General features: G+C 67.5%; 23 protein-coding genes. 19 read left to right on the forward strand and 4 right to left on the reverse strand.

The window, feature by feature from the left end:
* The first annotated feature begins 27 nt into the window (after positions 1 to 27).
* The gene (gene alc / locus AC3WLY_RS24895) at positions 28 to 1,035 is read left to right on the forward strand and encodes an allantoicase (RefSeq protein ID WP_175919094.1); all 1,008 of its coding nucleotides are present in this window, start codon (positions 28 to 30) and stop codon (positions 1,033 to 1,035) included.
* Between the two features lie 14 nt (positions 1,036 to 1,049).
* Positions 1,050 to 1,574 carry an ureidoglycolate lyase gene (locus AC3WLY_RS24900; protein WP_175963092.1) on the forward strand — a complete coding sequence of 175 codons (525 nt, stop codon included), beginning with the start codon at positions 1,050 to 1,052 and terminating at the stop codon, positions 1,572 to 1,574.
* A 170-nt stretch (positions 1,575 to 1,744) separates the two neighbouring features.
* Here the strand turns inward: AC3WLY_RS24900 and fur are convergent, their stop codons facing one another.
* Positions 1,745 to 2,173 (reverse strand): ferric iron uptake transcriptional regulator, encoded by a 429-nt coding sequence (fur, locus tag AC3WLY_RS24905; protein WP_011350926.1) that lies wholly within the window; start codon positions 2,171 to 2,173, stop codon positions 1,745 to 1,747.
* Between the two features lie 142 nt (positions 2,174 to 2,315).
* On the opposite strand from fur, the gene AC3WLY_RS24910 reads away from it, so the two are divergent.
* The 9 genes from AC3WLY_RS24910 (at position 2,316) to AC3WLY_RS24950 (ending at position 11,689) form a co-directional block, all read left to right on the forward strand.
* The gene (locus AC3WLY_RS24910) at positions 2,316 to 3,134 is read left to right on the forward strand and encodes an outer membrane protein assembly factor BamE (protein ID WP_175963091.1); all 819 of its coding nucleotides are present in this window, start codon (positions 2,316 to 2,318) and stop codon (positions 3,132 to 3,134) included.
* 65 nt (positions 3,135 to 3,199) lie between these two features.
* Positions 3,200 to 3,997, forward strand: a complete 798-nt coding sequence (dapB, locus tag AC3WLY_RS24915) for a 4-hydroxy-tetrahydrodipicolinate reductase (RefSeq protein WP_492309273.1) — start codon at positions 3,200 to 3,202, stop codon at positions 3,995 to 3,997.
* A gap of 20 nt (positions 3,998 to 4,017) precedes the next feature.
* Positions 4,018 to 4,686: a MotA/TolQ/ExbB proton channel family protein gene (locus AC3WLY_RS24920; RefSeq protein ID WP_175963089.1), complete on the forward strand. Its 669-nt coding sequence runs from the start codon at positions 4,018 to 4,020 to the stop codon at positions 4,684 to 4,686.
* 24 nt (positions 4,687 to 4,710) lie between these two features.
* Positions 4,711 to 5,172 carry an ExbD/TolR family protein gene (locus AC3WLY_RS24925; RefSeq protein WP_175963088.1) on the forward strand — a complete coding sequence of 154 codons (462 nt, stop codon included), beginning with the start codon at positions 4,711 to 4,713 and terminating at the stop codon, positions 5,170 to 5,172.
* Positions 5,173 to 5,466: 294 nt separating this feature from the next.
* Positions 5,467 to 8,061 (forward strand): leucine--tRNA ligase, encoded by a 2,595-nt coding sequence (gene leuS, locus AC3WLY_RS24930; protein WP_310138304.1) that lies wholly within the window; start codon positions 5,467 to 5,469, stop codon positions 8,059 to 8,061.
* Between the two features lie 38 nt (positions 8,062 to 8,099).
* Positions 8,100 to 8,651, forward strand: a complete 552-nt coding sequence (locus AC3WLY_RS24935) for an LPS-assembly lipoprotein LptE (protein ID WP_034182717.1) — start codon at positions 8,100 to 8,102, stop codon at positions 8,649 to 8,651.
* A gap of 18 nt (positions 8,652 to 8,669) precedes the next feature.
* Complete coding sequence (gene holA, locus AC3WLY_RS24940) at positions 8,670 to 9,764, forward strand: DNA polymerase III subunit delta (RefSeq protein ID WP_111015313.1); 1,095 nt, start codon at positions 8,670 to 8,672, stop codon at positions 9,762 to 9,764.
* A 213-nt stretch (positions 9,765 to 9,977) separates the two neighbouring features.
* Positions 9,978 to 11,249 (forward strand): glutamate-5-semialdehyde dehydrogenase, encoded by a 1,272-nt coding sequence (locus tag AC3WLY_RS24945; RefSeq protein ID WP_492309275.1) that lies wholly within the window; start codon positions 9,978 to 9,980, stop codon positions 11,247 to 11,249.
* Positions 11,250 to 11,266: 17 nt separating this feature from the next.
* Positions 11,267 to 11,689 carry a CopD family protein gene (locus tag AC3WLY_RS24950; protein ID WP_110281316.1) on the forward strand — a complete coding sequence of 141 codons (423 nt, stop codon included), beginning with the start codon at positions 11,267 to 11,269 and terminating at the stop codon, positions 11,687 to 11,689.
* Positions 11,690 to 11,786: 97 nt separating this feature from the next.
* Here the strand turns inward: AC3WLY_RS24950 and AC3WLY_RS24955 are convergent, their stop codons facing one another.
* Positions 11,787 to 12,635 carry a MurR/RpiR family transcriptional regulator gene (locus AC3WLY_RS24955; protein ID WP_011350936.1) on the reverse strand — a complete coding sequence of 283 codons (849 nt, stop codon included), beginning with the start codon at positions 12,633 to 12,635 and terminating at the stop codon, positions 11,787 to 11,789.
* A gap of 293 nt (positions 12,636 to 12,928) precedes the next feature.
* Here AC3WLY_RS24955 and edd point away from each other — a divergent pair, with 293 nt between their 5' ends.
* The 4 genes from edd (at position 12,929) to AC3WLY_RS24975 (ending at position 17,530) form a co-directional block, all read left to right on the forward strand.
* A complete protein-coding gene (gene edd / locus AC3WLY_RS24960) occupies positions 12,929 to 14,785 on the forward strand; it encodes a phosphogluconate dehydratase (protein ID WP_310138290.1) in 1,857 nt (618 codons plus the stop codon).
* Between the two features lie 19 nt (positions 14,786 to 14,804).
* A complete protein-coding gene (gene eda, locus AC3WLY_RS24965; RefSeq protein ID WP_034186432.1) occupies positions 14,805 to 15,431 on the forward strand; it encodes a bifunctional 4-hydroxy-2-oxoglutarate aldolase/2-dehydro-3-deoxy-phosphogluconate aldolase in 627 nt (208 codons plus the stop codon).
* A 220-nt stretch (positions 15,432 to 15,651) separates the two neighbouring features.
* Complete coding sequence (locus tag AC3WLY_RS24970; RefSeq protein ID WP_175963083.1) at positions 15,652 to 17,013, forward strand: GntP family permease; 1,362 nt, start codon at positions 15,652 to 15,654, stop codon at positions 17,011 to 17,013.
* Between the two features lie 13 nt (positions 17,014 to 17,026).
* Positions 17,027 to 17,530 (forward strand): gluconokinase, encoded by a 504-nt coding sequence (locus AC3WLY_RS24975; RefSeq protein WP_072436328.1) that lies wholly within the window; start codon positions 17,027 to 17,029, stop codon positions 17,528 to 17,530.
* 72 nt (positions 17,531 to 17,602) lie between these two features.
* On the opposite strand, the gene AC3WLY_RS24980 is transcribed toward AC3WLY_RS24975, so the two are convergent.
* Positions 17,603 to 18,250, reverse strand: coding sequence for a TetR/AcrR family transcriptional regulator (locus AC3WLY_RS24980; RefSeq protein ID WP_492309276.1), 648 nt, complete (start codon positions 18,248 to 18,250; stop codon positions 17,603 to 17,605).
* 273 nt (positions 18,251 to 18,523) lie between these two features.
* Here AC3WLY_RS24980 and AC3WLY_RS24985 point away from each other — a divergent pair, with 273 nt between their 5' ends.
* Positions 18,524 to 19,945, forward strand: a complete 1,422-nt coding sequence (locus tag AC3WLY_RS24985) for an NAD(P)/FAD-dependent oxidoreductase (protein ID WP_492309277.1) — start codon at positions 18,524 to 18,526, stop codon at positions 19,943 to 19,945.
* A 70-nt stretch (positions 19,946 to 20,015) separates the two neighbouring features.
* Here the strand turns inward: AC3WLY_RS24985 and purB are convergent, their stop codons facing one another.
* Complete coding sequence (purB, locus tag AC3WLY_RS24990) at positions 20,016 to 21,404, reverse strand: adenylosuccinate lyase (protein ID WP_072436325.1); 1,389 nt, start codon at positions 21,402 to 21,404, stop codon at positions 20,016 to 20,018.
* Between the two features lie 232 nt (positions 21,405 to 21,636).
* Here purB and AC3WLY_RS24995 point away from each other — a divergent pair, with 232 nt between their 5' ends.
* The 3 genes from AC3WLY_RS24995 to AC3WLY_RS25005 all read left to right on the forward strand — a co-directional run bounded on the left by AC3WLY_RS24995 (position 21,637) and on the right by AC3WLY_RS25005 (position 25,284).
* Positions 21,637 to 22,590 (forward strand): LysR substrate-binding domain-containing protein, encoded by a 954-nt coding sequence (locus AC3WLY_RS24995; protein WP_492309278.1) that lies wholly within the window; start codon positions 21,637 to 21,639, stop codon positions 22,588 to 22,590.
* Positions 22,591 to 22,874: 284 nt separating this feature from the next.
* Positions 22,875 to 24,161 (forward strand): Glu/Leu/Phe/Val family dehydrogenase, encoded by a 1,287-nt coding sequence (locus tag AC3WLY_RS25000; RefSeq protein ID WP_034182728.1) that lies wholly within the window; start codon positions 22,875 to 22,877, stop codon positions 24,159 to 24,161.
* 229 nt (positions 24,162 to 24,390) lie between these two features.
* Complete coding sequence (locus tag AC3WLY_RS25005; RefSeq protein ID WP_175963079.1) at positions 24,391 to 25,284, forward strand: glutamate/aspartate ABC transporter substrate-binding protein; 894 nt, start codon at positions 24,391 to 24,393, stop codon at positions 25,282 to 25,284.
* Positions 25,285 to 25,296 lie beyond the last annotated feature (12 nt).

The following is a 25,296-nucleotide window of genomic DNA, read 5'->3' on the forward strand; positions in this document are numbered from 1 at the left end:
CGCTAACTCCCATCGACAGGAGACAACATGGCAGCTCCCATCCTCGATCCGAACGCGCCGGCCTTCACGCGGCGCTACATGAACCTCGCCGACCCGCGCCTCGGCGCGCAGGCATTGTTTGCGAGCGACGAATTCTTCGCGCCGAAAGAGCGCATGCTGAACCCCGAGCCGGCCGTGTTCATCCCCGGCAAGTACGACGACCACGGCAAGTGGATGGACGGCTGGGAAACGCGCCGCAAGCGCACGACGGGCCACGACTTCTGCGTGGTGCGGCTCGCGCGGCCGGGCGTGATTTTCGGCGTCGATCTCGATACGAGCCACTTCACCGGCAATTTCCCGCCGGCCGCGTCGATCGAGGCGTGCGTTGCCGACGGCGACACGCCGCCCGACGATGCCGAATGGCGCACGATCGTCCCCGCGACGACGCTGCAGGGCAATTCGCATCACTACGTGAGCGTCGACGACACGCAGCCGGTCACGCACCTGCGCGTGAACCTGTATCCGGACGGCGGGCTCGCGCGGCTGCGCGTGTACGGCCAGCCGCAGCGCGACTGGCGCCATGTGCCGGCCGGCGAACTCGTCGATCTCGCCGCGATCGAGAACGGCGGTTATCTGGTGGCCGCGAACAACCAGCACTTCGGCCCGGCATCGCAGATGCTGATGCCGGGGCGCGGCGCGAACATGGGCGACGGCTGGGAAACGCGGCGCCGCCGCGAGCCCGGCAACGACTGGGCGATCGTCGCGCTCGCGCGGCCGGGCATCATCCGGCGCGTCGAGGTCGATACGGCGTTCTTCAAGGGCAACTTCCCCGACCGCTGCTCGCTGCAGGCCGCGCGGGTCGCGGGCGGCACCGACGATTCGCTGGTTACGCAGGCGATGTTCTGGGCCGAATTGCTCGGCGAGCAGAAGCTGTCGATGGACCACGTGCATACGTTCGACCAGCTCGCGGCGCTCGGCCCCGTCACGCACGTGCGTTTCAACATCTTCCCGGACGGCGGCGTGTCGCGCCTGCGTCTGTGGGGCGAGCCGGCTTGAAGGAGGGCGACGGCATGAGCGGACCCCATATCCTGCGCGTCGAGCGCCTGACCCGCGAAGCGTTCGCGCCGTTCGGCGACGTGATCGCGCTCGAGGGCGCGCGGCATTTCCCGATCAACGGCGGCACGACCGAGCGCTTCCACGATCTCGCGACGATCGACGTCTGCGCGGACGGCGGCCGGCCGCTCGTCAGCGTGTTTCGCGCGCAGCCGCGCGCGCTGCCGGTCGCGGTCACGCTGATGGAGCGCCATCCGCACGGCAGCCAGGCGTTCATCCCGCTCGCAGCCGTGTCGCGCTACGCGATCGTCGTCGCGCCGGCCGGCGAATTCCGGCCCGACGCGATGCGCGCGTTCCTGGCCGAAGGCTGGCAGGGCGTGAACTATGCGAAGGGCGTCTGGCACCATCCGCTGCTCGCGCTCGACGCGGTCAGCGATTTCGTGATCGTCGATCGCGGCGGGCCGCAGCCGAACTGCGACGAGATCCCGCTCGACCGTGCGTGGGCGCTCGAGTTCGAGCCGGCCTGCACGGGCACGGCCTGACGCGGCGCGCGGCAGGCGTCCGGTTCCCGGCGCCGGCTTCGCGCGCGCCGAAGGGCTTTCGTAAGATTTTCGAGCCGGCACGCGCGCGGCGCGGGGCACGATCCCGAAAAGAACACGGCCCGGGCGGCGAGATGCCGGCCGGGCCGTGCTTCGTGCGCGGGTGGCGCGATTCAGTGCTTGCGGTGCGGGCAGTTCTCGGTCGTGCAGGAACCGTACATCGCCAGCGAGTGCTCCTGGAGCCGGAAGCCGCGCTCCTTTGCGATCGCCTGCTGGCGGCCTTCGATCTCGGCGTCGAAGAATTCCTCGACGCGGCCGCAATCGAGGCACACGAGGTGGTCGTGGTGCGAGCCTTCGTTCAGTTCGAACACGGCCTTGCCAGATTCGAAGTTGCTGCGCGTGAGCAGGCCGGCCTGCTCGAACTGCGTCAGCACGCGGTAGACGGTGGCCAGCCCGATGTCGAGCTGCTCGTTGAGCAGGTTGCGGTAGACGTCTTCGGCCGTCAGGTGGCGTACGGGGCTTTGCTGGAAGATCTCGAGAATCTTGAGGCGCGGTAGGGTGGCCTTTAGCCCGATATTCTTGAGATCCGTCGGATTGGTCATGGCTAGGCATCCCTAGAGTACAATGCAGGGCTTCAATGTTACCGGCTTTTCGCCGTTCCAGATACACGCGCGGCCTGCGACGCAGGCCAGCACGGTGAAGGAAATGATCCCAGAAACGCTTTCGCACTTTCAGAGGAGTCGCATGCGGAGTGCCATCATCGCTGCCGCCGCCGTTGCGGCGCTGGCTGGTTGTTCGTCGTACGACAGCGTGACGCAGCGCATCGCGCAGAGCATCACGCCCTATCGGATCACCGTCGTGCAGGGCAACTTCGTGTCGCAGGAGAAGGCCGCACAACTGCAGGTCGGCATGACGCGCGAGCAGGTGCGCGCATTGCTCGGCACGCCGCTGCTGGCGGACATGTTCCACGCCGACCGCTGGGATTACCTCTTCTACTTCAAGCGCGGCTCGACGGCGATCGTCCAGCAGCGCGATCTCGTCGTGACCTTCTCGGGCGATCGCCTCGCGGGCTGGACCGGCGCCGAGAACCTGCCGTCCGAGCTCGACCTGCTGGCCGATATCGACGGCGATCGCGGCGGCAAGAAGGCGAAGGCGGCCGCGGCGGCGAAGGCCGCTTCCGAGGCGGCTGCCGCGCGCGCTGCACAAGCGGCGAGCGCGTCGGCGCCGGAGGCTGTCGCCAGCCCGTCCGCCGTGCCGGCGTCCGGCGCGGTGGTCGACCAGGATGCGAACGCGCAGGCCGCACGCGCGGCGAACCGCGCGACCAACCAGGTATCGGGTCAGGGCTCGAGCGCGCGCCGCTTCGCGCCGGCCGCGCAGGCTTCCGGCGGTGCGCCGGTGCCGGGCGGCCAGCCGCCGGGCGCGGTGCCGGCGATCCAGCCGCAGTTCCAGTTCCATCGTCCGCCGCAGCCGAACGCGTCGAGCGAGGCGTCGCCGCCGGTCGGCCCGCAAGGCTCGGACACGCTGCAGAACCAGCCGCTCACCGCGCCGGTCCAGTCGCAGTAAGCGGCCGGCGTGCGGAAACGGGGCGGCTTGCGCCGCCCGCCTTTAGACCTGTCGTGTAGAAAGCCATGAAGATTGCGATTGCCGGCGCATCGGGCCGAATGGGCCGGATGCTGATCGAAGCCGTTCTCAACGATCCCGACGCAAAGCTCGTCGGCGCGCTCGACCGCGCCGATTCGCCGTTCCTCGGCCAGGACGCCGGCGCGTTCCTCGGCAAGGAAACCGGGATCAAGCTGACCGACGACCTCGACGCCGTGTTCGCGCAGGCCGACTATCTGATCGATTTCACGCGCCCGGAAGGCACGATCGCGCACGTCGAGGCCGCGCTGCGCCACGACGTGAAGCTCGTGATCGGCACGACCGGCTTCACCGCCGAGCAGAAGGCCGAACTGCAGGCCGCTGCGGGCAAGATCGGCATCGTGTTCGCAGCGAACATGAGCGTCGGCGTGAACGTCACGCTGAAGCTGCTCGAATTCGCGGCCAAGCATTTCTCGCACGGCTACGACATCGAGATCATCGAGGCGCACCACCGCCACAAGGTCGACGCGCCGTCGGGCACCGCGCTGATGATGGGCGAAGCCGTCGCCGGCGCGCTCGGGCGCTCGCTCGACGATTGCGCGGTGTACGGCCGCCACGGCGTGACGGGCGAACGCGATCCGTCGTCGATCGGCTTTGCCGCGGTGCGCGGCGGCGACATCGTCGGCGATCACACCGTGCTGTTCGCCGGGATCGGCGAGCGCATCGAGATCACGCACAAGTCGTCGAGCCGCGTGTCGTACGCGCAGGGCGCGCTGCGCGCGGTCCGCTTCCTGTCGGCGCGCGGCGCCGGCCTGTTCGACATGCAGGACGTGCTCGGCCTGCGCTGACACCCAACGGGGAAACTCCGATGGCGATTCCCACCGGCGTTGTCCACTACCTCGAAAGCGGCGATGCGATCACGCATGCCGTTGCCTATGTGCTGCTGGCGATGTCCGTCGCCAGCTGGTGTTTCCTCTTCATGAAAGCCTGGCTGCTGGTCCGCGCGAAGCGGCAGGGGCCGCGCGCGCTCGCCGCGTTCTGGCGAGCGCCGTCACTCGACGCGGGCATCGCCGTGCTCGCCGGCGCCGATCGCGAGCGCGTGTTCGTGCCGCTCGCCGAAGCCGCGCGCGATGCGGCCGACGATCACGATCCGGCTGCGCTGGCCGCGCGCGTCGAGCGCGGCGAACGCGTGCTGCGCGCGTTGCGCCACGCGATGCTGCGCTCGCAGCGGCGTCTCGAATTCGGCCAGGTGCTGCTCGCGTCGATCGGCAGCACCGCGCCGTTCGTCGGGCTGCTCGGCACCGTGTGGGGCATCTACCACGCGCTCGGCAGCATCGCCGCGAGCGGGCAGGCACAGATCGAGAACGTCGCGGGGCCGGTCGGCGAGGCGCTGATCATGACCGCGTTCGGGCTCGTCGTCGCGATTCCGGCCGTGCTGGCCTACAACATTCTCGGGCGGCTCGTGCGGCAGCTCGCCGAGGAACTCGACGGCTTCGCGCGCGACCTGCACGTGTTCGTGTGCGCGCAGGGCGCCTGACGCGCCGGCCCGGGAGGAACGACCATGGCATTCGGCGGACTCGAGCACCACAAGACCTCCGCGCCGATGGCGGAGATCAACATGACGCCGCTGATCGACGTGATGCTGGTGCTGCTCGTCATCTTCATCATTACCGCACCGCTGATGACACACGCGATCCGGCTCGACCTGCCGAAGGTCGCGGCCAGCGTCGCGCGCGACACGCCGCAATCCGTCACGCTGTCGATCGACGACGCGGGCAAGCTGTACTGGGACGACGCACCGGTTGCGCTCGACGCGCTGCCCGCGCGCTTCCGGGCCGCCGCCGCGGGCGGCGCACCGCCCGAGCTGCGGCTGCGTGCGTCGCGCGCGACGCGCTACGACGTGATCGCGCAGGTGATGGGTGCCGCGCAGGCCGCGGGCCTCGCGCGGATCGGCTTCGTGACCGACGTGCCGCCGCAGGCGGGCGGTTCCGCCGCGCCGTCTGCCGTGCCGGCGAACCGCTGAGCGGATCTTCCGGCCGGTCCACGCCCGCCGCGGGATCGGCCGACCGCCGCGAGACCGGCCGAATGAACCGGCGCGGGCGGTATAATCGTCGTTTTTCCCGGTTGGCAGGCTTTTTCAAGGTAACCCGGAATTTTCCAGGTTACCCGGGCATGCTGCGGGTTACCCGGAAAATACCCGGAAACCGTGAACAGGTTCGGCAACAGCGAACCTGCAGGTCCGCCGGGCAAGCACGAATTTCGATCCACTCCTGCGCGCGAGCCGTCGCGCCGCTTAAAGCCTAGTCCGAACCACACCATGCACGAGAGATACGTACCCGCCGACGTCGAAGCCGCCGCCCAGGGCGACTGGCGCGCAGCCGATGCCTACAAGACGAAGGAAGATTCGCAGAAGCCGAAGTTCTACTGCGTGTCGATGCTGCCGTACCCGTCCGGCAAGCTGCACATGGGTCACGTGCGCAACTACACGATCAACGACGTGATGTACCGCTATCTGCGGATGAACGGCTACAACACGCTGATGCCGATGGGCTGGGATGCGTTCGGGATGCCGGCCGAAAACGCCGCGATGGCGAACGGCGTGCCGCCCGCGAAGTGGACCTACGACAACATCGACTACATGAAGGGCCAGATGCAGTCGATGGGCCTCGCGATCGACTGGTCGCGCGAGATCGCAACGTGCAAGCCCGACTACTACAAGTGGAACCAGTGGCTGTTCCTGAAGATGCTCGAGAAGGGCATCGCGTACAAGAAGACGGGCACCGTGAACTGGGACCCGGTCGACCAGACCGTGCTCGCGAACGAGCAGGTGATCGACGGCCGCGGCTGGCGTTCGGGCGCGCTCGTCGAGAAGCGCGAGATCCCGATGTACTACCTGCGGATCACGCAGTACGCGGATGAGCTGCTGAACGATCTCGACGGCCTCGGCTGGCCCGAGCGCGTGAAGATCATGCAGCAGAACTGGATCGGCAAGAGCTTCGGCGTGAACTTCGGCTTCCCGTACGAACTCGACGGCGAGAAGAAGCTGTTGCGCGTGTTCACGACGCGCGCCGACACGATCATGGGCGTCACGTTCTGCGCGGTCGCGGCCGAGCACCCGCTCGCCACGCGCCTTGCACAGGACAAGCCCGAACTGCTGGCGTTCATCGACGAATGCAAGCGCGGCGGCGTCGCCGAGGCCGACGTCGCGACGATGGAGAAGAAGGGCGTCGCGACGGGCTTCTCGGTCACGCATCCGCTGACGGGCGAGCCCGTCGAGGTGTGGATCGGCAACTACGTGCTGATGAGCTATGGCGAAGGCGCGGTGATGGGTGTGCCCGCGCACGACGAGCGCGACTTCGCGTTCGCGAAGAAATACGACCTGCCGATCAAGCAGGTGATCGCGGCCGAAGGCCAGACGTACTCGCTCGACGCGTGGCAGGAGTGGTACGGCGACAAGGAAGTCGCAGCCTGCGTCAACAGCGGCAAGTACGACGGCCTCGGATACGGCGCGGCCGTCGACGCGATCGCGGCCGACCTGAAGGCCGGCGGCTTCGGCGACAAGCAGGTCACGTGGCGCCTGCGCGACTGGGGCGTATCGCGCCAGCGCTACTGGGGCACGCCGATCCCGATCATCCACTGCCCGTCGTGCGGCGACGTGCCGGTGCCGGAGAAGGATCTGCCCGTCGTGCTGCCGGAAGACCTCGTGCCGGACGGCTCGGGCAACCCGCTCGCGAAGTCGGAAGCGTTCCTGAACTGCACGTGCCCGAAGTGCGGCGCGGCCGCGAAGCGCGAAACCGACACGATGGACACCTTCGTCGATTCGTCGTGGTACTTCTCGCGCTACACGGCGCCGGACGCCGAGACGATGGTCGACGCGCGCACCGACTACTGGATGCCGATGGATCAGTACATCGGCGGCATCGAGCACGCGATCCTGCACCTGCTGTATTCGCGCTTCTGGACCAAGGTGATGCGCGACCTCGGCCTCGTGAAGTTCGGCGAGCCGGCGAAGAACCTGCTCACGCAGGGGATGGTGCTGAACGAGACGTTCTACCGCGAGGACGCAGCGGGCAAGAAGACCTGGTACAACCCGGCCGACGTGACGGTCACGCACGACGACAAGGGCCGCCCGGTCGGCGCGACGCTGAACACGGACGGCCAGCCGGTCGTGCTCGGCGGCATCGAGAAGATGTCGAAGTCGAAGAACAACGGCGTCGATCCGCAGGTGCTGATCGACCTGTACGGCGCCGATACCGCGCGCCTGTTCACGATGTTCGCCGCACCGCCCGAGCAGCAGCTCGAGTGGTCGGGCGCCGGCGTCGAGGGCGCGAGCCGCTTCCTGCGCCGCGTGTGGAGCTTCGGTTACGCGAACCGCGAAGCCCTCGCCGCGCGCGCGGGCTTCGATGCGGCCGCGCTCGGCGAAGCCGACAAGGCGCTGCGCCGCGAGATCTACAGCGTGCTGAAGCAGGCCGATTTCGACTACCAGCGCCTGCAGTACAACACGGTCGTATCGGCCGCGATGAAGATGCTGAACGCGGTCGACGGCGCGAAGGGCGCGACGCCCGGCGTGCTGCGCGAAACGTACGGCGTGCTGCTGCGCGTGCTGTACCCGGTCGTGCCGCACGTCACGTTCGAGCTGTGGAAGGCGCTCGGCTACGCGGACGAATTCGGCCCGCTGCTCGATGCACCGTGGCCGAAGGTCGACGAAGCCGCGCTCGAGCAGGCCGAGATCGAACTCGTGCTGCAGGTGAACGGCAAGGTGCGCGGCGCGTTGAAGGTCGCGAAGGACGCGAGCCGCGAGGCGATCGAAGCCGCGGCGGTGGCCGACGACGCGTTCGCGAAGTTCAGCGACGGCAAGCCGGCGAAGAAGATCGTCGTCGTGCCGGGCCGCCTCGTGAACATCGTCGTCTGACGGCCGCCGGCCGTCGGACGTACCCAGAAGGAGCGAAGGTGATCCGCAGATCGTTTTTGATGCTCGTCGGCAGCGCGGTTGCGCTGTCGGCATGCGGCTTCCAGTTGCGGGGCCAGCAGGACTATGCGTTCAAGCACCTGCTGGTGGCCGGCGCGCCGGCGCCCGTCGAGGCGCGGCTGACGCGCCTCGTCGAGGCCGGCAGCGACACGAAGATCGTCAAGTCGGCGGACGACGCCGACGCCGTGCTGCGCATGTGGGAGTCGCGTGGCCAGAACACGCTGACGCTCAACAAGTACGGCTCGGCGCAGGAGTACGCGCTGTTCTATACGCTGAACTACACGCTGACGAGCAAGGACGGCACCGTGCTGATCCCGCCGAGCGCGATCGCGCTGAACCGCGCGATGACGTACAGCGACCAGTACACGAACGCGAAGGCGCAGGAAGCCGACATCCTGTACGGCGACATGCAGAACGATGCGGTCGACCAGTTGATGCGGCGTCTCGCGATCGTCCACTCGCTGACGCCGGCGCCGGAGGACGTGGTGCCGGGCGTCGCGCCGCGCGCGCCGCTGCCGCCGCCGCCGCTCTGATCGACGGCGCACGCACCGATGCAATTGCGACTTGATGCGCTGGAGCCGCACCTCGCGAAGGGGTTGGCCGGGCTCTATACCGTCTACGGCGACGAGCCGCTGCTCGCGCAGGAAGCATGCGACCGCATTCGTGCGGCCGCGCGCGCGGCCGGCTTCACCGAGCGTTCGGTGCATACGGTCGAGCGCGGCTTCGACTGGAGCGTGCTGCTCGGCGCGACCCAGGCGATGTCGCTGTTCGGCGAGCGCCAGCTGATCGAGCTGCGCATTCCGTCGGGCAAGCCCGGCAAGGAAGGCGCCGACGCGCTGAAGACGCTCGCGGCCACCGCCAATCCCGATGCGCTGATGCTCGTCACGCTGCCGCGTCTCGATGCGGCCACGCAGAAATCCGCGTGGTTTACCGCGCTACAGAACGGCGGCGTCGCGCTGAAGATCGATCCGGTCGACCGCGCGCAACTGCCGAACTGGATCGGCCAGCGCCTGTCGATGCAGGGCCAGCGCGTCGCGGCCGGCGACGACGGGCGGCGCGCGCTGCAGTTCATCGCGGAGCGCGTCGAGGGCAACCTGCTCGCCGCGCACCAGGAAATCCAGAAGCTCGGGCTGCTGTATCCGCAGGGCGCGCTGTCGTTCGAGCAGGTGCACGATGCGGTGCTGAACGTCGCGCGCTACGACGTGTTCAAGCTGAACGAAGCGATGCTCGCCGGCGACGCCGCACGGCTCGCGCGGATGATCGACGGGCTGAAGGGCGAGGGCGAGGCGATTGTGCTCGTGATGTGGGCCGTCGTCGAGGAGTTGCGAACGCTGCTGCGGATCAAGCGCGGCGCGACGGCCGGCAAGCCGCTGGCGACGCTGCTGCGCGAGAACCGCGTGTGGGGCCCGCGCGAACGGCTGATCGGCCCCGCGCTGAACCGCGTGTCGGAACCCGTGCTCGAGAAGGCGCTCGCGTTCGCCGCGCAGCTCGACCGGCAGGTCAAGGGGCTCACGGCCGTCGTGCCGGGCCGCCGCACGCAGGACCAACCGCCGCCCGATCCGTGGGACGGGCTGTTCCAGCTCGCGATGACGGTCGCGGGCGCGCGCGGCGAGCGACCGCCGACCGCGGGTCGCGTGCGACGCTGAGTCCCGTTCGGGCCTTCAGCGCGCGCTGCGCAACCCGCTTACAATGCTTCGAAAGCCGGGGCGACCATCCGCGGCGCGGCCTTCCGGCCGCCGCGCCCCATGGATGGCCACCCGCGGATGGCCGCCCCGCGGATGGCCGCCCGCGGATGGCCGCCCCCCTCGCTTCCCCACGAATTCATGCCGCCCAGCGCGGCTTGCTTCTCGAGTCACACGATGGATATCGATCAGTACATGACCGACCTGGGCCGTCGCGCCCGGCACGCTTCCCGCGCGATGGCGCGCGCCAGCACGGCCGCGAAGAACGCGGCGCTCGACGCCGTGGCCCGCGCGATCGAACGCGACGCGCAGACGCTGAAGGACGCGAATGCGCGCGACGTCGCCCGCGCCCGTGAAAAAGGGCTCGATGCGGCGTTCGTCGACCGCCTGACGCTGTCGGACAAGGCGTTGAATACGATGGTCGAAGGCCTGCGCCAGGTTGCGTCGCTGGCCGATCCGATCGGCGAGATCGGCAACCTCAAGTACCGCCCGAGCGGGATCCAGGTTGGCCAGATGCGTGTGCCGCTCGGCGTGATCGGCATCATCTACGAATCGCGCCCGAACGTGACGATCGATGCGGCCGCGCTGTGCCTGAAGTCGGGCAATGCGACGATCCTGCGCGGCGGCTCCGAAGCGCTCGAATCGAACACGGCGCTCGCGAAGCTGATCGGCGAAGGGCTCGCGGCGGCCGGCTTGCCGCAGGACGCGGTGCAGGTCGTCGCGACGGCCGATCGCGCTGCGGTCGGCAAGCTGATCACGATGACCGAATACGTCGACGTGATCGTGCCGCGCGGCGGCAAGAGCCTGATCGAGCGCCTGATCAACGAGGCGCGCGTGCCGATGATCAAGCACCTCGACGGCGTCTGTCACGTGTACGTCGACGATCGCGCCGATCTCGACAAGGCGCTGACCGTCTGCGACAACGCGAAGACGCACCGCTACGGCACCTGCAACACGATGGAGACGCTGCTCGTCGCGAGCGGCATCGCGGAGAAGCTGCTGCCGCCGCTCGGCAGGCTGTATCGCGACAAGCAGGTCGAGCTGCGCGTCGATGCGGCCGCGCGCGCGGTGCTCGCCGACGCGGGCGTCGGCCCGCTCGTCGACGCGACCGAGGAAGACTGGCACACCGAATATCTCGCGCCGGTGCTCGCGATCAAGGTGGTCGACGGCCTCGACGCCGCAATCGAGCACATCAACCAATACGGCTCGCATCACACGGATGCGATCGTCACCGAGGATCACGACCGCGCGATGCGTTTCCTGCGCGAGGTCGATTCGGCGAGCGTGATGGTCAACGCGTCGACGCGCTTCGCGGACGGCTTCGAATTCGGTCTCGGCGCGGAAATCGGCATCTCGAACGACAAGCTGCACGCACGCGGCCCCGTGGGCCTGGAAGGGCTGACGTCGCTGAAGTACGTCGTGCTCGGACACGGCGAAGGCCGCCAGTAAAGCGAGGCGCACAACCGATGGCAATGCTCTGGATCAAGACGTTCCATATCGTTCTGATCGCCGCGTGGTTCGCGGGGCTGTTCTACCTACCGCGCATCTACGTGAACCTGGCCATGGAAACCGATCCGGCCGCGGTGCGACGCCTGCTGCTGATGGCGCGCAAGCTGTTCCGCTTCATGACGATGATCGCGGTGCCGGCGCTGGCCTGCGGGCTGTGGCTCTGGCTCGCGATCGGCATCGGCCAGGGGCAGGGCTGGATCCATGCGAAGGTGACGGTCGTGCTGCTGCTCATCGTCTATCACGCATACTGCGGGCACCTGCTGCGGGTGTTCGAGCGCGGCGAGAACCGCCGCACCGACAAGTGGTACCGCGTGTTCAACGAGCTGCCGGTGCTCGGCATGCTCGCGGCGGTCGCTCTGGTCGTGATCAAGCCGTTTTGAGCGGTGCGGCCGGCGAGGCTGCCGGCCCGATCCATGCGCAACGGCGCCCCTTGGGGTGCCGTTGTTCGTTTACGCACTGTTTCCGTGTGGCGCCTGTTCAATCCTTCGCGCCGTCGTCGATCCGCCGGCGCGTGATCGCTTCCTTCGCGCGGCCGACCCGTTCCATCAGCGCGGGGCCGCGCGACAGCGCGACGCCGACCGCGAGGATGTCGCCGATCGCGAGATGCGACATCCGCGACGTCATCGGCGAGAACACGTCCGTTTCCTCGGCGACGTTCGACGCGAGGCTCACCGTCGCGAGCTTCGCGAGCGGCGAATGGCTCTGCGTGATCGCGACGACTTTCGCGCCGCACGCGAGCGCGGAGCGCGCAGCGTCGACGATGTCGCGCGTGCGGCCGGTGTTCGAGATCGCGACGACGACGTCGTGCGGCCCGAGCAGCGCCGACGACATCGAGAACGTGTGCGGATCCGAATACGCGACGCTCGGCACGCCGAGCCGGAAGAACTTGTGCTGGATGTCCTGCGCGGCGATGCCCGAGCCGCCGGCGCCGTAGAACTCGATGCGCGACGCGTTCGACAGAAGCGCGATCGCATCGGCGACGCTGCCCGCGGACAGGCTGTTGCGAACCTCGATCAGCGCGCCGATCGTGCGGTCGAACACCTTGCCGATGATGCCGGGCGCCGGTTCGTCGGGCTCGACGTCGCGATACACCGACGACACGCCCGGCGCGACGCTCTGCGCGAGCCGGATCTTGAATTCGCGAAAGCCGCTGCAGCCGAGCGCCTGGCAGAAGCGCGCGATCGTCGGCTGGCTGACGCCCGCGCGCGTCGACAGCTCGGTCATCGCGAGGTCGAGCACCTCGCGCGGCGCGGCGAGGATGTAGTCGGCGAGCTTGCGCTCGGACGGGCGCAGCTCGGCGCGGATCGCTTCAATGCGAGGCAGCATGGGGCAGTGGCTGGAAATCGGGTTCGGATGAGCGAGTGTATCGCAATCGAATTGTAGAAAATCTACATGAAAATGCTAGCGTTATTGCAGTGCTTGCGGCGCGATGACGGTGGGGGTAATTAGGGTTTTTACTGATTAAAGCCATGCTGGTGGCGGGAACGAGGGTTGCGCGCGAATCGATCTGCATTGCATGCTTGTAGTTTTTCTACTAGACTGGCTTCGTTCAGTCGATGCATTCGACCGTCCCCACGATTCCAACCGCCGGTGTCGGCCGGCATACAGGAGCGCCCAGCATGACGTCGCTGCACCCCACTCTGGCGAAGGTCACCGAACGCGTGATCGCCCGCAGCCAATCGACCCGTTCCGCCTATCTGCACCGCATCGACGGCGCGCAGGGCAAGTTCCCGGCGCGCGGCGCGCTGTCCTGCGCGAACCTCGCGCACGGCTTCGCGGGCCTCGAGGGCAGCGACAAGTTCGCGATCAAGACCATCCGCGAGCCGAACATCGGCATCGTGTCCTCGTACAACGAGATGCTGTCCGCGCACGCGCCGTACAAGGATTTCCCCGACATCATCAAGGCCGCCGCGCGCGAGAACGGCGGTGTCGCGCAGTTCGCGGGCGGCGTGCCGGCGATGTGCGACGGCGTCACGCAGGGCAACCCGGGGATGGAGCTGTCGCTGTTCTCGCGCGAGGCGATCGCGATGGGCACGGCGATCGCGCTCACGCACAACATGTTCGACGCGGCGCTCTGCCTCGGCATCTGCGACAAGATCGTGCCGGGCCTCCTGATCGGCGCGCTGCAGTTCGGCCACCTGCCGACCATCTTCGTGCCGGCCGGCCCGATGACGAGCGGCCTGTCGAACGACGACAAGGCGAAGATCCGCCAGCAGTTCGCGACCGGCCAGGTCGGCCGCGACGCGCTGCTCGAAGCCGAATCGGCCGCATATCACGGCCACGGCACCTGCACGTTCTACGGCACCGCGAACAGCAACCAGATGCTGATGGAGCTGATGGGCCTGCACCTGCCGGGTTCGGCGTTCGTCCATCCGCACACGCCGCTGCGCACCGCGCTGACGGCCGAGGCCGCGCGCCGCGTGCTCGACCTGACCGTCGAGCGCGGCCGCTACACGCCGATCGGCCATGTGATCGACGAGAAGGCGATCGTCAACGGGATCGTCGCGCTGCTCGCGACGGGCGGCTCGACCAACCATACGCTGCACCTCGTCGCGATCGCGCGCGCGGCCGGCATCCTGATCGACTGGAACGATTTCGACGAACTGTCGGCCGTCGTGCCGCTGCTCGCGAAGATCTACCCGAACGGCAAGGCCGACGTGAACCACTTCCACGCGGCGGGCGGCGTCGCGTTCCTGGTGCGCAACTTGCTCGAAGGCGGGCTGCTGCACGAGGACGTGACGACGGTTGCCGGCCGTGGGCTGTCGCACTATACGAAGGAGCCGAAGCTGATCGACGGCAAGCTCACGTGGGTCGACGGCGCGGCCGAGAGCCACGACACGAAGGTGCTGCGCGGCATCCGCGACCCGTTCCAGCCGGACGGCGGCCTGCGCCTGATGCAGGGTCGGCTCGGCCGCGGCGTGATCAAGATTTCGGCGGTCGCGCCCGAGCACCGCAAGGTGACGGCACCCGCGATCGTGTTCGATTCGCAGGAAGCCGTGCAGGAAGCATTCGATCGCGGCGAGCTGAAGCGCGATTTCGTCGCGGTCGTGCGCTTCCAGGGTGCGCGCGCGAACGGGATGCCCGAGCTGCACCGTTTGACGCCGCTGCTCGGCGTGCTGCAGGATCAGGGCTTCCACGTCGCGCTGGTGACCGACGGCCGCATGTCGGGCGCGTCGGGCAAGGTGCCGGCCGTGATCCACGTGTCGCCGGAAGCGCTGCTGGCCGGCCCGCTCGGCAAGGTGAAGACGGGCGACACGCTCGTGATCGACGCGGAAGCCGGCGTGCTCGACATCGAGGTCGACGACGCCGAGTGGCACGCGCGCCCGGTCGCGCAGCCGCTGCACCAGGCCGAGAACGAGGTCGGTTTCGGGCGCGAACTGTTCGGCGTGTTCCGCGCGGCCGCGGCGCCGGCCGAGCAGGGCGCATCGGTTTTCGGGACGCTGGTCGGCGAAGCGGCCGTCCGCGTCGACGCATGAATTTCAAGGAGCGAATTTGATGAAGACGATTGCTGAAATCGTGAAGCTGGGCCCGGTCATTCCGGTGCTCGCATTCGACTCGGTCGAGCAGGGCGAGCACGTGTCGCGCGCGTTGCACGCGGGCGGCGTGAAGGTGCTCGAGATCACGCTGCGCACGCCGGCCGGCCTGGAGGCGATCCAGCGCGCGAGCCAGCTCGCGGACGACATCGTCGTCGGCGTCGGCACGATCACGAAGCCCGAGCACTGCGCGCAGGCGAAGCGCGCGGGCGCGAAGTTCGGCGTGTCGCCGGGCCTGACGAAGGACCTGCACCTCGCGTCGCTCGACGCGGGCCTGCCGCTGCTGCCGGGCGTGATGACGCCGAGCGACATCATCCAGGCGCTCGAATTCGGCTACGAGATCGTGAAGTTCTTCCCCGCGCAGCAGGCGGGCGGCGTGCCGATGCTGCAGGCGTTCCACGGCCCGTTCCCGGCGCTGAAGTTCTGCCCGACGGGCGGCATCACGGTCGACACCGCGCCGAATTTCCTGAAGCTGCCGAACGTCGTGTGCGTCGGCGGCTCGTGGCTCACGCCGAAGGCGGCGCTCGCCGCGCAGGACTGGGCCGAAGTCACGCGCCTCGCGCAAGCTGCGAGCCAGCTGCCCCGTTAAGATTTGTACGGAATGACGGTTTGACCCTCGGAAGACAAGCGCTTAGTGCTTGTTTTACCGAGGGTTTTTGCTGATGGAACCGGTTCTATCCGCGAACCGCAAAGATAAGTAAAATTCAGCGTCCTGACGGTGGGGGTCTCCCCGCTGTTTCGGAGACCTGCATAGCCGGGCATACTCGCAACGATCCGCCCGGTTCGAATAATCCCAAGGAGGAGTCCACATGGGGGCTGTCCAAGGCAGCATGCTGCTCATCTATACCGTGATCGCGATCGTGGCGTTGATCGTGATGATCGCGCGGTTCAAGATCTATCCGTTCCTGGTGCTCATCATCGTGTCGCTCGGCCTCGGCCTGGTGGTCGGGATGCCGATGGACAAGATCGTCAAGTCGTTCGAGACGGGCAACGGCAATACGCTCGGCCACATCGCGATCGTCGTCGGCCTCGGCACGATGCTCGGCAAGATGATGGCCGAATCGGGCGGCGCCGAACGGATCGCGACCACGCTGATCGACTGGTTCGGTGAAAAGAACATCCACTGGGCGATGATGTTCGTCGCGATCATCGTCGGCCTGCCGGTGTTCTTCGAAGTCGGCTTCGTGCTGCTGATCCCGATCGCGTTCAACGTCGCGAAGCGCACCGGCAAGTCGCTGCTCGTCGTCGGCCTGCCGATGGTGGCCGGCCTGTCGGTCGTGCACGGGCTGATCCCGCCGCACCCGGCCGCGCTGCTCGCGGTCCAGCAGTACGGCGCCGATATCGGCAAGACGATCGCATTCGGCCTGATCGTCGGCGTGCCGACCGCGATCGTCGCGGGCCCGCTGTTCGCGCTGACGATCTCGAAGTTCGTGAAGCTGCCGGAGAACAACCCGCTCGCCGCGCAATTCGTCGAGTCGCACACCGAAGGCAAGAAGCGCGAGCTGCCGGGCTTCGGCATCACGCTGTTCACGATCCTGCTGCCGGTGATCCTGATGCTGGTCGGCAGCTGGGCCGACCTGGTCTTCGCGCCGAAGACGCTGCCGAACAACCTGCTGCGCTTCGCCGGCAACTCGGACGTCGCGCTGCTGATCGCCGTGCTCGTGAGCTTCTTCACGTTCGGCAAGCTGCAGGGCTTCAACCGCGACCAGATCCAGAAGTTCTGCGGCGAGTGCCTGGCACCGATCGCCGGGATCACGCTGATCGTCGGCGCGGGCGGCGGCTTTGGCGGTATCCTGCGTGATAGCGGGATCTCGCAGCAGATCGTCGCAACCGCCACGCAGGCGCACCTGTCGCCGCTGCTGCTCGGCTGGTTCGTCGCCGCGCTGATTCGTCTGGCCACGGGCTCGGCGACGGTCGCGATGACGACCGCCTGCGGCATCGTCGCACCGATCGCGGCGGCATCGGGGGCGGCGGTCCGTCCGGAACTGCTGGTGCTCGCGACGGGCTCGGGCTCGCTGATCTTCTCGCACGTGAACGACGGCGGCTTCTGGCTGATCAAGGAATATTTCGGGATGACGGTCGGCCAGACGTTCAAGACCTGGACGCTGCTCGAAACGATCATCTCGGTGCTCGGCCTGAGCTTCACGCTGCTGCTGAGCATGGTTTTGTAACAAGGGGTAGTCAATGATTCTGATCGCAATGGGCGTGTCGGGCGCGGGCAAGTCGCGAATCGGCGAAATGCTGGCGGAACGCCTGTCGTGCAGCTATACCGACGGCGACGCGTTTCACAGCGCGGCGAACAAGGAAAAGATGCACCACGGCATTCCGCTCACCGACGACGACCGCTGGCCGTGGCTGCGCTCGATCCGCGAGGCCATCGAGGAAAAGCAGCGCGCGGGCGAGACGGCCGTGTTCACGTGCTCGTCGCTGAAGCGTTCGTACCGCGACGTGCTGCGCGGCACCGACACCGACGTGCGGTTCGTGTATCTGCAGGGTTCGTTCGACGTATTGCGCGAGCGCCTGAAGACCCGCACCGGCCATTTCTTCGATCCGTCGCTGCTGAAGAGCCAGCTCGACACGCTCGAGGAGCCGGGCCCGGACGAAGCGATCGTGGTCAGCATCGAGCTGACGCCCGAACAGATCGTCGATCAGGTGATGGTGAAGATCGGTCTCGCGCAGCAGCACTGAGCGCGATTCGCGGCAATCGTGATGAAAAAGGCGCCCTTCGGGGCGCTTTTTCGTTGGCGGCGCGCCAGCCGGTCAGGCCGCGTGCGCGCGCTTCGCGATGCCGTCGAGCAGCACGTCGAGCATCGTGTCGTGCACGATCTCCGGATCGAGCTGCGCATAGAGCGGGGCGGCCGACCTGACGAGCGGATGCTCGGTGTCCGACAGCGCGTTCATTTCCTCCAGCTCCACGTCGTTCGCGGGCCGCGTGAGGCCGCCGGCCTCGGCGGCGGCGAGCCCGATCACGCTCGCATACCAGCCGACGCACACCGACGGCAGCGCCGCGCGCGGAATGCCGGCGTCGGCCAGCGCGCGGTGCACGGCCTCGATGTGCGCGAGATCGGCCGGCCCCGTGCTCATGTGGCGCTGCAGCAGCGCGAACGCGGCCGGGTGGCGCAGCGCGAGCGTGCGGTACTGGCGCGCGAGATCGCGCAGCCGTTCGCGCCACGGCTGAGCATCGTCGACCGGCACGAGCGAGCGCGACAACGCGTTCGCGATCGCGCGGCTCAGGCCGTCCTTCGACTTGAAGTGATACAGCACGCTCATCGGGTCGCAGCCGACCGACTGCGCGAGCTTGCGTACGCTGAACGCGGCTTCGCCGACGTCTTCGAGCAGCGCGAGCGCGGCCGCGACGATCGCGTCCTTGTCGAGGCCGCGCGGGCCCTGGGCGGGTTTGTCTTTCATCGATCGGACTGGGCAGCCGGCGCAGACCCGGCTGTAAACTTGACGAAAGCTTATTCTACACTGTAGAATTATTTCTGCGGTGTAGAAATTGGGTGTCCCGGCACTGATCAATGCGTGCTTTCGCACGGTCCGGGACCCAGGCGGCACGAACGTGTCCGCCGTCAACACGGGCCATCGCGCCCTTTATCTCGTTGACACCCAAGTGGAACCGGCTGCCCCACCCGCGAAGCCAGAAGGCTCATCGACAGGCGGCCCTACCATGCAAGTGCAATCATGACCTCCAATCACAAACCCCTGATCCAGGGCGAATCGCGTTTCGAGCAAACGCAACTGAACATCGAAAAAGACAACTGGAACTGGTGCGACCCGGCCCGTTACGACGGCGAGCGCCCGGCCAACTGGTACGAGGCGTCGCTGTCGCGCCACGCGAACGGCGCGCCGCTCGCGCACGACGTCGTGTGCGACGTGCTCGTGATCGGCGCGGGCCTGCTCGGCGCATCGGCCGCGCTGCATCTCGCGGAAGCGGGCGTCGACACGATCCTCGTCGACAAGCATCACGTCGGCTCGGCCGCATCGGGCCGCAACGGCGGGCAGTTGACGCCGGGCCTCGCGCGCTGGGAAGCGGCCGACATGATCGACCACCTGTCATACGACGATGCGAAGCGGCTGTGGCGCTTCGCGTCGACCGAATCGATGGACCTGATCGATGCGATCGGCGCGCGTTACGCGCTCGATCTCGACCGCAAGCGCGGCCACGCGACGGCGGCGGTCCACCCGGGCCACATGAGCGCGCTGCTCGACGGCGCGGACGCCCGCCGCCATCTCGGCGACGCGGGCGTGACGCTCGTCGGCCGCCATCAACTGCACGACGAATACGTGCGCTCGGGGCTGTACCACGGCGCGGCGATCGACGCGATCGGCGGGCAGATCCATCCGCTCGCGCTCGTGCGCGGCCTCGTGCACGGCTTCCGGCTGAACGGCGGCGCGCTGTTCGAGGGTACCGAGGTGCTCGAGCTCGACGAGACGCCTGCGGGCGTCGTCGCGACGACGCCGGGCGGCACGATCACCGCGCGCCGCGGCGTCGTGCTCGCGCTGCATAACACGACGTTCCGGCTGTTCGACGACGGCAGCACGACGACCGTGCCGTTCTTCACGTACGTGAGCGTGACGGCGCCGCTCGACGTCGATGTCGCGACGCTGATGCCGGCCGGCATGCCCGTGTACGACACGCAGTTCCAGATCGACTACTACCGGCCGGTGCGCGGCAACCGGCTGCTGTTCGGCGGGCAGGGCACCGGCAGCTGCTGGGCGCAGCCCGACGTCAACGCGTATCTGTTGACGCGGCTGAACACGGTGTTTCCGCAGGCCGACGGCAGCTTCGCGCTCGACTACTGCTGGAGCGGCGTCAGCGACTTCACGCTGAATGGCGCCACCGACAGCCGCAAGACCGACAGCCGCGTGCCGATGTACATGGTGCAGGGCTGGAGCGGCCACGGCGTTGCGCAGACGGTGCGGATCGGCAAGGCGATCTGCGACGATTTCGTCGGCCGCAACGACGATTTCTCGATGCTGACCGGCATCGACCATCGCGAGATTCCGCTCGGCCGGCAGTTGTCGCCGATCGCGATTCCGGCCGCGAAAGCAGCGATGAGCGTGATGAGCGCGCTCAACCCGGGCCGGATGATTTCGTTCTGAGCGCCCGAAAAGGAAAAAGCCCGCTGCGATTGCTCGCAGCGGGCTTTTGTTCGTCCGGCGACGGCGGCGCTTACGCGATCCGCTTCGCGAGTTCGACGGCCTTGCCGATGTACGACGCGGGCGTCATCGCGAGCAGGCGGTCCTTCGCGTCCTGCGGGATCGCGAGCGTGCCGACGAACTGCTGCAGCGCTTCGCGCGTGATGCCCTTGCCGCGCGTCAGTTCCTTCAGCTGCTCGTACGGATTCTCGATGCCGTAGCGGCGCATCACCGTCTGCACCGGCTCGGCGAGCACTTCCCAGCAGTTGTCGAGATCTTCGTTCAGGCGCTGCGGATTCACCTCGAGCTTGTCGAGGCCGCGGATCAGCGAGTCGTACGCGAGCAGCGAGTAGCCGAGCGCGACGCCCATGTTGCGCAGCACCGTCGAGTCGGTCAGGTCGCGCTGCCAGCGCGATACCGGCAGCTTGTCGGCGAGGTGGCGCAGCGTCGCGTTCGCGAGGCCGAGGTTGCCTTCCGAGTTCTCGAAGTCGATCGGGTTGACCTTGTGCGGCATCGTCGACGAGCCGATCTCGCCGGCCTTCGTCTTCTGCTTGAAGTAGCCGACCGAAATGTAGCCCCACACGTCGCGGTCGAGGTCGAGCAGGATCGTGTTCGCGCGTGCGACCGCGTCGAACAGCTCGGCCATGTAGTCGTGCGGCTCGATCTGGATCGTGTACGGGTTGAACGTGAGCTTCAGGCGGTTTTCGATCACGTCGCGCGAGAACGCTTCCCAGTCGAATTCCGGATACGCGGACAGGTGCGCGTTGAAGTTGCCGACCGCGCCGTTCATCTTGCCGAGGATCTCGACCTTCTCGATGCGGGCGATCGCACGCGCGAGACGCGCGGCGACGTTCGCGAGTTCCTTGCCGAGCGTCGTCGGGCTGGCCGGCTGGCCGTGCGTGCGCGACAGCATCGGCTGTTCGGCATGCGCGTGCGCGAGCGCGACGAGGCGCTGGTGGACCGTGCGCAGCGCCGGCACGATCACGTGCTCGCGCGCGCCGGCGAGCATCATCCCGTGCGACGTGTTGTTGATGTCCTCGGACGTGCACGCGAAGTGGATGAATTCGCTTGCCTTCTCGAGTTCGGCCTGGCCCTTCACCGATTCCTTCAGCCAGTATTCGACGGCCTTCACGTCGTGGTTCGTCACGCGCTCGATTTCCTTGATGCGCGCGGCGTCGTGCGCGGTGAAGCGCTCGGCGAGCTGCAGCAGGAACTGCTCGGACGCGTCGGAGAAGCGCGGGACTTCTGCGAAGCCGGCGCGCGACAGCGCGATCAGCCAGTGCACCTCGACGGTGACGCGGTGGCGCATGAAGGCGGCTTCGGAGAGCCAGTCGCGCAGCGCTTCGGTCTTGCTGGCGTAGCGGCCGTCGATGGGCGAGAGCGCGGTGAGGGCGAAAAGCGTATCGGGACGAGTGTCGGACATGGTCGGGCGGGCCTTGGGGCCGGGTCGAGCGAGGGGAGGGAGAATCTAACATTTTACCATCGGCGCGCGACGATCCCGGCCGCGCGCAAGCCGGCGGGCGCCGCCGCGTGCCAACGCCGCCCCGGAGCCCGGTGCGCAGCGGCCGCCGGGCCGGGCGCGCCGCCGCCGGCCGGGCCCGCCCGCCGGTAGAATGCAGGCTTCTTCCCGACCGCCGCCCGCCGCGCCCGCCTGCATGGAACTGAAATGGCTCGAAGACTTCGTTTCGCTCGCGGAAACGCGCAGCTTTAGCCGGTCCGCCGAACTGCGGCACGTATCGCAGCCGGCGTTTTCGCGGCGCATCCAGGCGCTCGAAGCGTGGCTCGCGACCGAACTGATCGACCGTTCGGTCTATCCGACGCGGCTCACGCAGGCCGGGCAGATCTTCTACGAGCAGGCGCTGACGATGCTGTCGCAGGCGCACGAGGCGCGGACGCTGTTGCGCGGCCACGTCGGCGCGCCGGTGCCGACGATCGAGTTCGCGGTGCCGCACACGCTGTCGCTCACGTATTTCCCGCGCTGGCTGCAGCGGATCGAGGCGAAGATGGGCAAGGTCCACACACGGCTGCGCGCGCTGAACGTGCACGACGCCGTGCTGTCGCTCGTCGAGGGCGGCTGCGATCTCGTGATGGGCTACCACCACCCGAGCCACCCGGTCGCGCTCGATCCGGCGCGCTACGACATGCTGATCCTCGGCAGCGAGCCGATCAGCCCGTTCTCGGCGCCCGGCCGCGCGGGCCGGCCGCGCCATACGCTGCCCGGCACGGCCGACGCGCGCGTGCCGTACCTGTCGTATACGCCGAACGCCTATCTCGGCCGGATGACGGAAGTCATCATCGCGAACGCGCCGACGCGGCTGTTCCTCGATCGCGTCTACGAAACCGACATGGCCGAAGGGCTGAAGGCGATGGCGCTCGCGGGGCACGGCGTCGCGTTCCTGCCGCACAGCGCGGTCGAAGACGCGGTCGCGAGCGGCCGGCTGATCCGGCTCGACCGTGCGGCGCGCGGCGGCGCGCATCCGTTCACGCTGACGATGGAGATCCGGCTGTACTGCGACAAGCTCGCGCTGCAGGGCGACGATCCGCGGCAGAAGCTCGTGCGCGCGCTGTGGGAGGTCGTGCGCGACGAACTGCGCGAGACCGCCGGTTAGCAACTGGGCAGCAGCCGGCGACTGCGCACGATCGACCGCGACCGGCTGACGGCGGGCTTGCCGCGCCTGTCGGACGGCTGTCCGGCGGCCGGTCCGTGCACGATCAACATGATTGTTCGCGGATGCGATGCACGGCCGATCGCGTGCGTTCTTGCGCAAATCGACCGCAGATTTGCGAAAAATCGCGATCATGCAAGAAACGCATAATCGAATAAGCAAACGGCATTGGATAAAAAAAACGGGTTTTTCGACAATGTGCGCACCTGTTGACCGTTGGAGCATCCATGTCTTCGCAATTGCAGTCCATCCCGTCCTACCTGCACGCCGACGATCTCGGCCCGTGGGGCAACTATCTTCAGCAAGTCGATCGCGTCGCGCCGTACCTCGGCTCGCTGTCGCGCTGGCTCGAAACGCTGAAGCGCCCGAAGCGCATCCTGATCGTCGATGTGCCCATCGAGCTCGACAACGGTACCGTCGCGCACTTCGAGGGCTATCGCGTGCAGCACAACGTGTCGCGCGGCCCGGGCAAGGGCGGCGTGCGCTACCACCAGGACGTGACGTTGTCGGAAGTGATGGCGCTGTCCGCATGGATGTCGGTGAAGAACGCGGCCGTGAACGTGCCGTACGGCGGTGCGAAGGGCGGCATCCGCGTCGACCCGCGCAAGCTGTCGCGCGGTGAGCTCGAGCGCGTGACGCGCCGCTACACCAGCGAAATCGGCATCATCATCGGCCCGAACACCGACATTCCGGCGCCGGACGTCAACACCAACGAACAGGTGATGGCGTGGATGATGGACACCTTCTCGATGAACCAGGGCCAGACGTCGACCGGCGTCGTGACCGGCAAGCCGATCGCGCTCGGCGGTTCGCTCGGCCGCAAGGAAGCGACGGGCCGCGGCGTGTTCGTCGTCGGCTGCGAAGCGGCGAAGAAGAAGGGCCTCGAGATCGAAGGCGCGCGCATCGCGGTGCAGGGCTTCGGCAACGTCGGCGGCATCGCGGCGAAGCTGTTCCAGGAAGCGGGCGCGAAGGTGATCGCGGTGCAGGATCACACGGGCACGATCTACCGGCCGGCCGGCCTCGATTCGAACAAGCTGCTCGACCACGTCGCACGCACGGGCGGCGTCGCGGGCTTCGAAGGCGCGGAGCCGATGCCGAACGACGAGTTCTGGACGGTCGAAACCGACATCCTGATCCCGGCGGCACTGGAAAACCAGATCACCGAGAAGAACGCAGCGAAGATCCGCACGAAGATCGTCGTCGAAGGCGCGAACGGCCCGACGACGACGGCGGCGGACGACATCCTGAGCGCGAACGGCGTGCTCGTGATCCCCGACGTGATCGCGAACGCGGGCGGCGTGACCGTGTCGTACTTCGAGTGGGTGCAGGATTTCTCGAGCTTCTTCTGGACGGAAGACGAGATCAACCACCGTCTCGAGCGCGTGATGCGCGAAGCGTTCGCCGGCGTGTGGGCGGTCGCGGAAGAGCACAAGGTGACGGTGCGTACGGCGGCGTTCATCGTCGCGTGCACGCGCATCCTGATGGCGCGCGAAATGCGCGGCCTCTACCCCTGATCATTGACTATGATCTAGCCATGACGCAATCCATCCGGTTGCGTGCATGAACCCTCGCGGGCGGTGCCGAATCCGGTGCCGCCCGCGCGCGCATTGGGGCGCGGAAAGGGTGCCCGGAGCCGGGAGGAAGGCGCCGGACAGCGCGATTCGTAGTTCGGTAAACAACCAGTACTTTCAAAAATATTACTTTGATACACTGGCGCGGGTTTTAGCCAAGGAGATGACCAAAATGAAATACCACAAGGCAGTCCTGATGGTCGCGGCGCTCTGCGCGTTCGCAAGCGGCGCGCATGCTCAGGAGACGGGCACGCTGAAGAAGATCAAGGACACGGGCGTAATCGCGCTGGGCCACCGCGAGTCGTCGATCCCTTTCTCCTACTACGACCAGAGCCAGCAGGTGGTCGGCTATTCGCGCGACTTCCAGCTGAAGGTGGTCGACGCGGTGAAGAAGAAGCTGAACCTGCCGAACCTGCAGGTGAAGAACATCCCGGTCACGTCGCAGAACCGTATTCCGCTGGTGCAGAACGGCACGGTCGATATCGAGTGCGGCTCGACGACCAACAATACCGAGCGTCAGCAGCAGGCCGCGTTCTCCGACACGATCTTCGTGATCGGCACGCGCCTGATGACGAAGAAGGATTCGGGCGTCAAGGATTTCGCGGACCTGAAGGGCAAGACGGTCGTGACCACCGCCGGCACGACGTCGGAGCGCCTGCTGCGCAAGATGAACAACGACAAGCAGCTCGGCATGAACATCATCAGCGCGAAGGATCACGGCGACTCGTTCAACACGCTGGAATCGGGCCGCGCGGTTGCGTTCATGATGGATGACGCATTGCTCGCGGGCGAGCGCGCGAAGGCGAAGCAGCCGGGCGAGTGGGTGATCGTCGGCACGCCGCAATCGGAAGAAGCGTACGGCTGCATGATGCGCAAGGGCGACGCGGACTTCAAGAAGGTCGTCGACGACGCGATCTCGCAAGTCGAGAAGTCGGGCGAAGCCGCGAAGATCTACGCGAAGTGGTTCGAGAACCCGATCCCGCCGAAGGGGCTGAACCTGAACTTCCCGCTGTCCGATTCGATGAAGAAGCTGTACGCGAACCCGAACGACAAGGCGCTCGACTGATCGCACGGCCGT

This window comes from Burkholderia sp. FW306-1C-G01B, from assembly GCF_058781685.1.